Source organism: Runella limosa DSM 17973 (assembly GCF_000482465.1).
GTDB classification, from domain to species: Bacteria; Bacteroidota; Bacteroidia; order Cytophagales; family Spirosomataceae; genus Runella; species Runella limosa.
On sequence record NZ_AXVJ01000064.1, the window covers coordinates 17397 to 31144 of the forward strand.

Sequence of the window (13748 nt, forward strand, 5' to 3'; positions counted from 1 at the left end):
AGGTGGATTAATTGGTTCGCATTTTTCATTTTATCGAACGATAAATAGTTTATGGGTTGTCACTGACCTGCCCGACTGCAACACAATTAGATAAAGGCCGTGCGTGGTTAGCTGTTCACTAAACAGGTACTGGTCAGCCCCGAAAGCCTCATCGGTAAGTACTTGCTTTCCTTCTGCCGAGAAAATAGACACATGAACGGGAGCAGGTTGATGCAACCTCACTTTGATTGTAAACCTGCCGCTGGAAGGATTAGGATACACTATTTCCGAATGAAATGCGCTGATTTGTGGGCCATCTACTTGGATTTCTCGGGTTGAACTACAGCCATTTTGAGTCGTAATAAGTGTATAAATACCTTGTTGATTCAATTCAATTTCAGGCGATTGCGACTCTATCTTATCGGGACTTCTCCAGCGATACGTTATCCCAGCGGGCATATTTTCAGCTGCGTTTACTCGAACGGGCGCAGCACCTTCCACCAAATAGTAGGTATCAGACAAACCCAGCGGTAACGGCGCTTCGGCGGGATTGACCCAAAACGAATCAACGTACATTTGCTGCAACGCGTCCGTTACATTGAGGACATAATGGCCCGCAAAAAGACCGCCGAATTGTGCAGTCGAAAGCGTTTCTGACTGCTGACGATGAGCCACAAATCCAGTCGATTTATTAAAAATTGTGAGAGAATAAGGTGGCTGCCCCCCCAAAATACGCACCTGAAACTGCCCCAAATCGGGTTGTGAACAGCTCGGAGTTGTTACTTTAGTGGTTACGAGCAGGTCTTGCGCTACGACAAAAGAAAAGTGATTTTTTTGCAACTTATTCATTTTCCAGGTCGTATTAAAATAAGCCAAACCGTGCTTATCAAGGTTTTTCATTTTAAAAAAACAGGTTGTCAAAGGCGCAAACTCGCCCGTTGCTGTGGTATCTACCGCCAACCAAAACACAGGATTTGGGGGAATGGCAGCAAACACCTGTTTCGTATCCCATACGACCTCCGTCTCCCACAGGTTCTTGCCCAAAGAAGATACAAGCCCTTTTCTTTTCAAAAACGTTGGCATTCCTATCGTTTTGGGAGCAGAAACGAAGGCTTGGTCATTGTCTCCCCACAACAAATACTGGTGATTGTCGAGGGAAGAAGGCGTCGAAATGGTGAGCAAATTGGGAGAATGACTACTACTGGCGATTTTCTGCCACCAGCCCGAGGCATCGTCACGACCAATACCCGCAATGTTGTGGTGAAAAATGGGGGATTCTTCCCCATTCCAAAGGGTTTTGCCTAAACTATTCACGTACTTCCCGCTCGATTCAGTGAGCGTAATTCCGTATTTTAGTGCCAGATAAGACGCTACTTTTAATCGTTCTTCACGGTCAAGAACTCGGTTAAAAGCAATCAGTTCAGGCACCAGGCCATTAAAAACGCTGACGGGCAACTCAGGGTAAGTAGGTAGATTGCCGATGTTCCATGTCTGCTCGGCTACCTCACTACTATCGACGGATTTTAATTGCCCATAAATAGCAATTTTCGGCATAGTAGGCGCCAAATCCGTAAAATTCATGTATCTCATCGCTTCCAAATCAGCCATGCGTTCGTTGGTCAGAACAAGGCTTGTTTTCTGATTTTTATCAATGCTCCAAATCAGTTGGTCTTTTTGTCGTTCTTTTGTCTGATATACCGTAAAAAAAGTGGTGCTTGGCAATTTAGCCTTCCCTAATGGGATTGAAAGGCCATTGGAGGTAGTAAGCCGCCTAGCAGGGTGGAAATTGAGCCGCTCGGCGTTAGTGCTGTCTGCCATCCACCATCGAATGGCTCCAGCTACACCTCCAGGCGAAGGCGTTAGCCGATTTTGGGAAAACGACGTTGAGGCTCCCCAACAAAAGACAACGACAAAAAAGGCTTTAATAGAAGCTGAGTTCATAGGAGTAATGGTTACGATTTTGACAGAATCGACGCTACTAGCTTCTTGGTTTCTTGATGAGAAGAACTCGCTTTTTGGGATAGCTACTCAAAAACTCCCAGCCCAAAGTAAATTGAATTGTATTGTTGGTATTTTTATTTTCGATAAAATTATACGCGTTGGCTTCGGTATGAACCATGTCCGTCAAGCCATAATGATAACGTGCTTCAAGGTTGAGTCCCCACCCCACAAATTCATACCCAAGCTGAAAATTTAGCCCAAAATTGTTTTTTCCTTTCAGTACATTTCGAAGTTGCTGTTGTTGTTCGAGGTCGCTACCAAAAGCGGGCAATTTTCCTGTCCCGCCCGATGTGTAATTGATTTTTTCGGGGGTTAAATTTAGCCCTAATTGGGGACCCACTCCCACATTAAACCCATGCAATCCATCGTGTACTTTTTCAAACGGATACAGCTTCAACATCAGCGGAAAGTTAAGGTAACGGTAGTTGAATTGCAGGGTATAGTTGAAGTCTTTCTCCAAATTGTTGAAAGCCAATTCAGTACCTTGCTGGGAATATAAAACGTCCAAATTGAGCGAGGCAATGGTATTTTTCAATTCCCAATTGATGCCAAATCCACCCGTAAACCCCCATTTTTGGTTATTATTCAAGGTATAATTTGTAAAAAATGGCTCACTCAATATGGTTGTTTGTAAGGCACCAATGCCCGAATAAACCACTCCTCCTTTAAGCCCAACTCGTAAACCGTCCACTGTTTGAGCTTTAGAAAACTGTACAAAAAACCCGCAAAAGAGGAGAAAAAAACAGCATGTAGTTTTCGCTGCCGTTGAGTAACAGCGTAACGGATAAGAAGTACTAATTAGAGCTTTCATTGTTGAGAGTAGTTTTTTCAAACACAGACAATTGGTTTTTTCTATTTCCCGCCACTCCGACAATGCTTTTTTTGAGCAGTCGTCAAAGTTCTATGTTGATTTTTGGCGTTGATAGCTCCCGTATAGGATATACGTTTAGCTCGTATATCTTGGAATTGAATCGTGCCAGCTACAAAACTTACCACTATTACGGTAGAAAGTGCCGATAATGAACATAAAACATCCGACGGTAATAAGGGCAAAACTGCGAAGAGGCTTATTTTTCCATTTAGCTAGGGTATCGTAAAACAAGGTAAAAAAGAAAACTGAAATAACCTACTGAAAATCAGTATATTTTTCACCTAAAGAGTTGTTATTTTTTTTGCATTTCATCCCCCCCTATTTTACCCGAAAATACCCATCCAGCATTGTTTCTTCTGGTTGGTCATATCTTTCTCATAATACCCCACATACTTGTTTCCCGTCTTGTCAAAACGATACGTCAGAATTTGTCACCCACTCTACATACTTCTCCACTTGCGAAAGCGCGAAATATGGCAAATTGAGCAACTGAAACAGCTTCCCTTGACGGGTGGTGACAGTTTCGATGTTTACCTCATTTCTTAAAAATCGAATGGCCAAGGTGTGGTCGGTCATATCCATAAATTCATGAAGTGAACGTAAACTTCCTTTGGCTCCCGATTTCACTTCAATGGGTAACAGGTATTTTTGCCATTTGAGGGTCAAATCTACTTCGGCATTAGAAGCCGCATTTTCTTTTACCCAGAATTGAGGCTTAAAAAACACTTCATTATGCTGGGCAATCAGTTCTTGTGTAATGCAGTGATTGACCACAAAGCCCTTATGGTAATCGTTAAGGTCGTCTAATTGCAGTAGTTCCGCCTGAATCTCGGAGGCATAATTGAGCAAACCTGTATCCAAAAACTGTAACCGAGGCTTGCGTGAAATTTCGGGCAGTTGAGGTGGAGCAGTCTGAGTAGTAGGATAAATTAAATAAATGACTTTGGCCAAATCCAAGGCCCTAAACGCTTCACCTACTTCTCTCGAACGATAATTAGACCCTCCAAAACCTGCAAAACTGATACGATCGCGCACCAAAGGGGCCGACTCTATGACAAATCGCATTATTTTTGCCTCATTCGTATTGTGCGCGTATTTGACCACGTCTGACTTATACGTTTCCCAAATAGACGCATAAATGCCTTTCAAACCCGTCAACTTTCCACCAGATGCCACATATTGTCGGATAATTTCGGGCATACCACCGATGATTACATACTTTTTAAATAAATCGAACAATTTGTCGTAAGCAAACGAAGGCAGGGGAATTTGTCGTAACACTTTTAGCCCATTTTCTTCTCCAGTAGCCATCAAAAACTCCTCAAAATCAAATGGATGCAACACCATTTCTTCGACGCGTCCTACGGGAAATGAACCCACATCACCCAAAGCAAATTCAAGCAATGAACCCGCTGCAATGACATGAAGCTGCGGAATTTCTTCATAAAAATACCTCAACTGCTTAATAACGTGTGGAATCTCCTGAATTTCATCAATAAAAAGAAGTGTATTTTGCGGTTTATCAGGAATCTCCTTCTCAAAAATAAGTTGTTGCCATATATCAGTTACCTCCCGTTCTTTCTGAAAAAAACGCCTGTCACTGGGCTTTTCTAAATTCAACTGTATAAAATAGTCATAATTTCTACCCAACTCCCTCACAAGAGTAGATTTACCAACCTGCCTTGCACCCCTCAAAATCAGTGGCTTACGATTCTCCTTCGCCTTCCAATCAAGAAGTTTTTGTTCTAATTTTCTTTGAAAATTACGCATAACTGTAACAGATGATAGGCAAATTTATATTTTTTTGTTACAAATAATGGGCAAATTTTAAGAAATTTTGTAACAGATGAGGGGCAATTTTTACACCTATAAGGTTTTTGAAACCTTATAGGTGTTGATGTAAGAAGATTAACGCTTACCGCAAAGCATTCCAGTTCAAAATGGCATTCCACAAAAGTGGGGCGTCGTGGTGGTTGAGGTAGCGATGAAGTGGATCAAACGTGAATGCTACCACTTGGCCTTTGCCTACGGGTACGTTGAAAATTGCACCGTGACCGATGATGGTTTGCTCGTTGCGCACCATCCCCGACAGCACATACGGTGGTTCTGGTTTGGGCGTGGCGGGTTTGGGGTCTTTTACCTCCTTTTTATCAGGCATTCCCATAATCAGCCCCTTGTATTCTTCTTCTTCCTTGAGTGGCTTGGTGCCGTATTGCATCAACATCATGTCGCGGTCGCGCTTTTCCGTTTGCAACAATGCCCCTTGTCCTTTGAAAATAGGGAACGTTTCGGGATAACCGTACATGATTGGATGCGATGGCTTACGGTTTTTCACCTGTATGATAGAACCTGGGTGGAACAAGGTCGGCGATTCGTACCGTTTCAATTCGCGCACAATGCCCAAGTCCGACATAATGCTCGACGAGTTGTCGAGGGTAATCAACACCCCACCTTCATCGACAAACTTTTTCAATTCCGCGACCCCTTCAAACCCTGGGCCGCCCGTCATGTCATCGGTGCTACTTGGCGTGCCATGCGACGGAAACTCGGCCGTTTTAGTATAAGGCATTGGGCCAAATTTGGAATCTACTTCGTGCAAGAAGTTCGCACCCGTACCACCCACACGAGGTACCAAAATCACATCAAACTGCGACCGCAAGTTGCCTTTTTTCAGATGGTCTTTGTGAATCGATGTGTAAGGAATACCGCGTTGCTCAAATGTATAGCGCGACCAGCCTTCATCTTGCGTTTGGTACCACGTATGGTAAATCGCCACGCGCGGCAAACTCACCTCGTGCTGTTTCACCGACGGCAGGGTTTTGGTCGAAATTAAGTCCACGCTAAACTTCTCGGCCAATTGCTTCGCTTGGTCGGCCGTTAAGCCCGAAAATACCACGGCTCCCTGTGCCAACGTGTCTTTGCGGCCTTCCAAGGTCGTTTTGGCATCCAAAACAATGGTTTTGACGTTCTGAGATTTTGCCCAATAGGCGGCAGGTAATACCGTATTTTGTGCTTTGTAATTGACCACATAGTACGTTCCTTCTCCCTCGATTTTCCCATCGTACTTCACATCGGACGTGAGCAATTTCAAGTCCGACAATTCGTATTTTAGGGTGTCTTGTTGCGCTACATTTACCCCGTTGAGGTATTGCAACGTCCACGCAATCGCGTCGTAAGGAGGAAATTTCGCTTCTTTCGGGTAGTTTTGTTTGGTCAACAGCGAGTAGGCATAGTTACGGTAAGGTTGATTCAACAACACTACGTAATCTCCTTGATTTTTGCCCGATTCTGCTTTGTGTACTTCTATTCCTTGGGTACGTAGTTGGTTCACCAAATAGGCGGCCATCGCAGGGTCGCGCTGCTGCTTGCCAATCACAAATGCCTTTGGCGTGTCCTTGGCTGCTTTGTTGAGGTTGTTTAGGCTTTTTTGGTAAAAATTCTTCAACAATAACTTACCATTCGCCGCCGCATACCCCAACGACGCCAATACGCCTGCTTGCATGTAGTTGATGTTGTTCCGAAACGACCAATACACTTTTTCAGTGGCAGGATAGGGTCGGTACCACTCGCGGCTTGTTACGTTATCGCCCGCAAATTTGGCACTGGCCAAATCACGCATGAACGTATTTGCGCCCGCATTGCCGTAGGTTTCGTAAAAACGCCCAACAGAGTTGTGATTGTTGGCTACCCAAATTCCGTAGCCAGGGTACCAGCCGTCATAAAACGCCCAGTTGAATACCCCTGGCAATCCCTGAGCGGCCAACGTCGTCATGTCATGGTCGGCCATGATTTGCCATTCGCCAATGGCCACAGGATCCACGGCTTCGCTGTATGGACCCGTTCCTGTTGAAATGTACAACAACGGCACCGACTCGTGCAAGTCGAGCATCACCGTAGGATGCCAGTCAAAATAAGCTTTAAAAATACTTTTTGTGATGGCTTGCGATACCTGCAAGCCGTCGCGGTTGTTGTCGTGATAGACATACTTTCCCCAATACGGTGGTGAAGCAGGCATTCCGTCCTCAAAATCTTTGCGTTTTTTAGTGTAACGGTTGTACCAATCCACCATTTTGTCCCAACCATCGGGCTCAGACACGGGGTTAATAATCACAATCAGGTTATCACGAATGGCCTTGATTTCATCCGACTGTCCCGTTACTAAACGATAGGCCAATTCCATCAGCATTTCGGGCGAACCCGTCTCGGAAGCGTGCATTCCCCCGTTCAAAAAATAGACCACTTTGCTATCGCCCAAGATTTTTTGCACGTCGGCAGCATTTACTTTACGCGGGTCAGCAAGGAGTGCCAGTTGTTTTTTATAATGGTCGAGACGCTTGATGGTGGCAGGATTGGCAATAACGGACATTTGAATGGGACGATTTTCTTCGGTCGTACCAATCTGTTCGTTGACAATGTTGGGCGACGTTTGGGCTAATTTTTGAAAATAGCCGTAAATATCCGCCGTTCGGTGCAGCACGCCTGGAGCTCCGATGATTTGCCCAAATTGCTTCAACGGCGACGGGATTTTAGGGTCGTTGACCAAATCCAGCACCGACGATGGCAAAAAGCGCTGGTCGGTCGTAAACTCTTTAATTTTTTGGTTGTAAGACTCGTCGATTTGCTGGGACTGTGCCGTCAGCGCAAGGGCACTCGCACACGCTCCCAACAACAAAAAACGATATAGTGATTTCATAAAGATTAGGCTTTGTTTTACAGATGATTCCAGTTAATCAGCGTATTCCAAATCATCGGTGCATCGTGAAGGTTGATATAACGATGCAGAGGATTAAACGTAAACGCCACCAAACGGCCTGCCCCTACGGGAACGTTGAAAATTCCGCCGTGACCCACAATGGTCTGCTCGTTTCTTACCATTCCTGAAAGCACATAAGGTTCTTCCTTCTTAGGTTTCGCAGGCGTCATTTCTTTAGCTGTTTTTCTATCAGGCAATCCCATGATTGGGCCGCTGTATTCTTCATCTTCTTTCAATGATTTAGTACCATATTGAAGCACCATCATGTCACGATTGTACTTTTTGGTCTGCAACAACGGTGAAATACCTTTGAAAATCGGGAATACTTCAGGAAATCCATACACAATTGGGCTATCCGATTTGCGTACTTTCACGTTCACAATTGAGCCTGGATGGTAGAGACCTGGCGTTTCTACTTTATCCAAGTCGCGGGTAATTCCTGTTTCAGCAATCATTGCAGAGGTATTGTCCAAAGTCACCAATACTCCCCCTGCTTCCACAAACATTCTGAGTTGGTTCATACCATCAAAGCCAGGCCCACCCGTCATGTCAGGAGTGGAATCAGGAAACCCGTGCGAAGGGAATTCGGGGGTTTTGGTATAAGGCAACGGCCCAAATTTTTTATCAATCTCGTGGATAAAATCGCTGCCCGTACCACGCATTTTAGGAATCACAATGACATCATATTTACTACGTAGGTCGCCCGCCTTCAAATCATCTTTTTCGATGGAAGTGTAAGGAATACCGCGTTGATCAAACGTAAAACGCACCCAACCTTCGTCTTGGGTATTGAACCAACTGTGGTAAATGGCGGTTCGTGGGAGGCTCACTTCGTGTTGTTTCACGTTGGCCGTCGCTTTCGTCGCGGTCAGGTCAAGCCCAAACTGCGTTGTAATGTTTTTAGCCTGCTCAGACGTAATTCCCTGCAATACCACCGACCCTGCCGCCAAGGTATCTTTTACGCCACTCAGGGTAGTTTTAGCATCCAGCACCATCGCCTTGCTCGATTTATTCTGCGCTTTTAGCCAATACAAGGCCGACAACACCGTGTTTTGCGCTTTGTAATTGAGGACATAATCCGTTCCTTCACCTTCCACTTTACCCGTGTATTTCACTTCCTGATTCACGAGGGTAAGGTCGTTTGAAGCATACGGCACATTGTCAAGGGCTTTTACCTCTACCCCATTCAAATACCCAAGTGTCCATGCAATATCGTCATACGATGGGTACTTGGTGTCTTTGGGATAGTTTTGTTTGGTCAGCAACGACACGGCCAAATTACGGTAAGGCTGCTCCAACAACACGACATAATCACCCGAAGATGCTTTGTGAACCTCAATTCCTTGCCCACGTAGCTGATTAACCAAATAGGCCGCCATGGTAGGGTCATTTTGTTTTTGGGGAATGGAAAACGCTCGTGGCGATTCGGTTTTTCCTTTTTGGATAGCATTTACTGCTTTTTGGTAAAAATTGGTCAACAACAACCGTCGATTATTGGCCGCATAGGTCAAGCCCGCCAATACACCTGCTTGCATATAATTGATGTTGTTTCGGTACGACCAGTTTACTTTTTCAGTAGCGGGATTGGGCCGATACCATTCTTTGCTCGTTACGGGGTCGCCTGAATATTTTTGATTCGACAAATCACGCACATAGGTAGTGGCACCCGCGTTGCCAAAAGTCTCATAAAAACGTCCTATCGAGTTGTGATTGTTGGCAATAAAAAACGCGTAGCCTGGATTCCATCCGTCATAAAAAGCCCACGTAAAAACGCCTGGCAATCCCTGAGAGGCTAACGCTGTCATTTCGTGATTGGCCATGGTCTGCCATTCGCCGATGGTAATTGGGTCGATGGCATCGTTGTACGGCCCTGTTCCCGTAGAAATATAAAGCAACGGCACCGACTCGTGCAAATCGAGCATCACCGTTGGGTGCCAATCGTAGTAAATTTTGTACATGGCTTTGGTCAACGCCTGCGACGACTGTAACCCATCGCGGTTGTTGTCGTGATAGGTATATTTTCCCCAATACGGCACGCGTGGGAAGCCATCTTCGTAGTTTTTGCGGTCTTTGGTATAGCGATTGTACCAATCCACTTGTTTGTCCCAGCCATCAGGTTCAGAAACTGGGTTGATGAGGACAATGATATTATCACGTACGGCTTTAATATCAGGCGTTTGGGCGGTGATTAAACGGTACGCCAACTCCATCACCATCTCGGGCGAACCCATCTCAGGCGAGTGAAGTCCGCAGTTGATGTAATACACCAATTTGGTATCGCCCAACACCTTTTCTAGCTCCGACGCGGGCAATTTACGCGGGTCGGCCAACAGCGAAAGTTGTTTTTGGTAGTGTGCCACGCGTTTCATGGCATCTTCGTTGCCGATGGCTACCAAGTGAATCGGGCGACCTTCTTCGCTTGTACCCACTTGCTGCATGGTCAGGTAGGGCGAGCTCTGCGACAGTTTTTGGAAATACCCATAAATAGCCGTGGTGTTGTGCAAAATACCTGGCGCGCCCACAATCTCCCCAAAATGTTTGCGCGGCGACGGAACCTTCGGGTCATCGGTTAGATTGAGCACCGACGATGGCAAAAAGCGGGAATCTGTGGTGTATTCTTTGATTTTTTGGTTGTACACCTCGTCGATTTTCTGGGCGTACGTGGCTGCCGAACAAAAAGCAATGGTAGAAACGGCAAGCGGTCTAAGCAGACGTTTGAAGTACATGTGAGTTAGTTTGGTTAGGACGGATGAAGTAATGCAGGCATTAACAGCCTTTAAAGATGGCATTATATCTTGCCTATTTCAAGTAGGCTCAAGATTTAATTTTCTATACCAAAGGATTCGCTATTTTTGGCATTCTAATTAAATTTCTTTCTACAACTCTCGTATAGCCATGTTTAAAACCCTATTGTGGGCCAGCCTTTTCTCTGCCAGCGCAGCCATTGCCCAATCGGGTGTGCATTTCGCCACCCACCCTACCCTCAGTCCTGACGCCAAAACGGCTATTTTTGCCTACGAATCTGACCTGTGGAAAACCGACCTTACCTCGGGCATTACCTCCCGCCTCACAGCCATGCAAGGCAATGAGTCAAATCCACGGATTTCGCCCGATGGAAAATGGTTGGCATTTACGGGTACTGAAAATGGAAATGCCGATGTGTTTGTAATGCCTCTCGAAGGCGGTACGATTCGACAACTTACCTACCACAGCACCTACGATTTTGTAGAAGCTTGGTCATGGGATTCACAAACAATTTATTTTGAATCGGGAGTACAAAACGGTGGCACAACGTACACCATCTCGGTACTTGGAGGAACGCCCAAACGCGTTTTTAAACATTATTTCAACCGTACGCACAACGTCGCCGAAAGCCCAACGGGAGAAGTGTTTTTCAACGATACGTGGGAAAGCGATAACCAAGCCATGCGCAAGCGCTACAAAGGCGACTTCAACCCTGATATTCAGTCGTATAATCTAAAAACCAACACCTACAAGCGCTATACCGACTACCGTGGAAAAGACATGTGGGCGACGATTGACAAAAAAGGGACAATTTATTTTGTGTCGGACGAAACCAACGGTGAATACAATTTATACACCTTCGTAAACGGACAAAAAACCGCCCTCACTTCGTTCAAAGAGTCCATCAAACGACCTCAGGTAAGTGCCGATGGCAGCAAGGTTATTTTTGAAAAAGACTACCAACCTTGGGTGTATGACGTTGCGACCAAAGCTGCTACTCCGCTCAAAATCAACCTAGTCAGAAATTTTACACTAACCAAGTGGCAAGATTTTAAAGTAAGTGGGTCAATCTCGGCCTTTGATGTCGCGCCTGATAATAAAAAACTGGCCTTTATTTCGCGGGGAGAATTGTTTGTGTCGGACATTGAAGGAAAGTATATTAAACAACTCAAAACCACAACCAACGAGCGGGTTCAGGAAGTAAAATGGTTGGCCGATACCCTCACCTTGTTGATAGGTCAAACGGTGGGTGGCTACCAAAACTGGTTTACCCTCAAAGCCGACGGCAAAGGAACACTCAAACAACTTACCACGGACACTCAAAACAACCGCCAGATTGTTTTTAACAAAGACCGCAGCTCAGGAGTATATCTCAGTGGACGCAACGAAGTCCGCTTACTCGACCTCAAAACCTTTGAAAATAAGACGATTGTCAAAGACGAACTTTGGGGTTTTTACAACGACAACGTCTATTTTTCTCCCAACGGTGAGTACGTGATGTTTACGGCCTATCGTGATTTTGAGAAAGACATTTTCCTTCACCACCTCAGCAAAAACGAAACCATCAACCTGACGAATACAGGTATTTCGGAATCAGCCCCTGTGTGGTCACCCGATAGCAAATACATTTACTTTGAGTCCGATCGTATTAACCCAAGTTATCCGTTTGGGCCGCGCAATCTGAAAGTGTATCGTTTGGCGCTGACCAAAATCGAAACGCCTTTCCGTTCCGATAAATGGGAAGATTTGTTTAAAGTAACCAAAAAAGATTCGACTGCGACGGCGGCCAAAACGCCCGAAAAATCGAGCAAGAAAAAGAAAGCTACGCCTGCCGAGCCTAAAAAAGAAACCAAGAAAGAAATCAAACCCATCGAGATTGATTTGGCCGACATTTGGGAGCGCATGGAGCAAGTAGGGCCGTCGTTTGGCCAACAAGGCTCGCCCGCTGTTTTTCAAAAAGATGACAAAACGTACGTCATTTATGTATCTGACCACAGCGAGGGCGAAAACAAACTTTGGCGCACGACGTATGAGCCTTTCAAAGCCCCCAAAACCGAGAAAGTAGAAGACGGTGTTCGTGGCTACGATTGGGTACAGGTAGGCGATAAATCGTATTTACTTATCAACGGTAAACTCAAAAAATTCACCCCAGAATCGGGTAAAGCAGAAGATATTACGATTGACTTTACCTTCCGTCGCAATTTGGAAGAAGAGTTTCGTCAGATGTACTACGAGGCTTGGGCGAGTGTGGAAGAAAACTTCTACAACGAAACTTTTCACGGTGCCGACTGGAAAGCCCTGCGCGACCGCTACGCGAAGTTTTTGCCTTACCTCAACCAACGCGACGATTTTCGGACGTTGTTCAACGACATGCTTGGCGAACTAAACGCCTCTCACCTAGGATTTTATAGCAACGGAAAAGAAGAAGAGGTTTTCTACAAATCGCGCACGATGGAAACGGGGATTCTTTTCGACAACCAGCGTCCTTACATGGTTGACCGCATCCTCAAGCGTAGTGCAGCCGATAAACACGGCAAAAAAATTGGCAAAGGTGACATACTTACCCACGTCAACGGCGACGCCATAGACACGCTCCAAAACCGCGATGTGTATTTTACCAAACCTTCGTCTGACACCGAAATTACCTTAACGTTCCGTCGCAGCAACGTCGATTCTAGCTATACGGTGAGGGTGCATCCACGAGGATCATTATCTGGAAATTTTTACGATGAATGGATGGATTGGAACCAAAATTACGTGGATGAAAAAAGTAAAAAACGGATTGCGTACGTTCACATGAAGGACATGGGCTTGGACGAATACGAGCGTTTTGTCCATGATATGACCCGCGATTGGTACAAAAAAGATGCCTTAATTCTGGATTTACGTTACAATACAGGCGGAAACGTCCACGATTTGGTACTTAATTTCTTGTCGCAAAAACCGTACTTGCAGTGGAAATACCGCGAAGGAAAACCCACGCCTCAGCCTAACTTTGGTGTATCGGCCAAGCCCATCGTTTTGCTCATCAACGAGCAATCGTTATCGGATGCAGAAATGACAGCTACGGGTTTCAAAGCCCTTAAATTGGGTAAAATTATTGGCACCGAAACCTACCGTTGGATTATCTTTACGTCGGGTAAAGGGTTGGTCGATGGATCGTTTTATCGTTTACCTTCGTGGGGCTGTTTTACGCTCGACGGCAAAAACATTGAGCAAGAAGGTGTCACGCCTGACATTTATATCAAGCAAACATTCACCGATAGGCTCACCGACAAAGACCCTCAACTCGACCGCGCCATCGAAGAGATTTTAAAAGACCTCAAGTAGAATTTCTGTTATCTTTGGCGTCCTTTTTTGGAAACTGGAAACTGGAAACTGGAAACTGGAAACTGGAAA

General features: G+C 45.3%; 6 protein-coding genes. 1 reads left to right on the plus strand and 5 read right to left on the minus strand.

Annotation, left to right across the window (positions count from 1 at the left end; all coding sequences use genetic code 11):
* Positions 1-30 precede the first annotated feature (30 nt).
* The 5 genes from K339_RS0107540 to K339_RS0107560 form a co-directional block, all read right to left on the minus strand.
* Positions 31-1920, minus strand: a complete 1890-nt coding sequence (locus K339_RS0107540) for a DUF8202 domain-containing protein (protein ID WP_028523065.1) — start codon at positions 1918-1920, stop codon at positions 31-33.
* Between the two features lie 37 nt (positions 1921-1957).
* Positions 1958-2671: an outer membrane beta-barrel protein gene (locus tag K339_RS0107545; RefSeq protein ID WP_028523066.1), complete on the minus strand. Its 714-nt coding sequence runs from the start codon at positions 2669-2671 to the stop codon at positions 1958-1960.
* Positions 2672-3259: 588 nt separating this feature from the next.
* Positions 3260-4621 carry an ATP-binding protein gene (locus K339_RS0107550; protein WP_028523067.1) on the minus strand — a complete coding sequence of 454 codons (1362 nt, stop codon included), beginning with the start codon at positions 4619-4621 and terminating at the stop codon, positions 3260-3262.
* A gap of 145 nt (positions 4622-4766) precedes the next feature.
* The gene (locus K339_RS0107555; RefSeq protein ID WP_028523068.1) at positions 4767-7544 is read right to left on the minus strand and encodes a M14 family zinc carboxypeptidase; all 2778 of its coding nucleotides are present in this window, start codon (positions 7542-7544) and stop codon (positions 4767-4769) included.
* Positions 7545-7561: 17 nt separating this feature from the next.
* A complete protein-coding gene (locus K339_RS0107560) occupies positions 7562-10330 on the minus strand; it encodes a M14 family zinc carboxypeptidase (RefSeq protein ID WP_084332138.1) in 2769 nt (922 codons plus the stop codon).
* 169 nt (positions 10331-10499) lie between these two features.
* Here K339_RS0107560 and K339_RS0107565 point away from each other — a divergent pair, with 169 nt between their 5' ends.
* Positions 10500-13679 (plus strand): S41 family peptidase, encoded by a 3180-nt coding sequence (locus K339_RS0107565; protein WP_028523070.1) that lies wholly within the window; start codon positions 10500-10502, stop codon positions 13677-13679.
* The last annotated feature ends 69 nt before the right edge of the window (positions 13680-13748 follow it).

Coding starts and splice junctions, on each gene's coding strand:
- K339_RS0107565 (WP_028523070.1), top strand. CDS start 10,500: ATGTTTAAAACCCTATTGTGGGCCAGCCTTTTCTCTGCCAGCGCAGCC.
- K339_RS0107550 (WP_028523067.1), bottom strand. CDS start 4,621: ATGCGTAATTTTCAAAGAAAATTAGAACAAAAACTTCTTGATTGGAAG.
- K339_RS0107555 (WP_028523068.1), bottom strand. CDS start 7,544: ATGAAATCACTATATCGTTTTTTGTTGTTGGGAGCGTGTGCGAGTGCC.
- K339_RS0107540 (WP_028523065.1), bottom strand. CDS start 1,920: ATGAACTCAGCTTCTATTAAAGCCTTTTTTGTCGTTGTCTTTTGTTGG.
- K339_RS0107560 (WP_084332138.1), bottom strand. CDS start 10,330: ATGTACTTCAAACGTCTGCTTAGACCGCTTGCCGTTTCTACCATTGCT.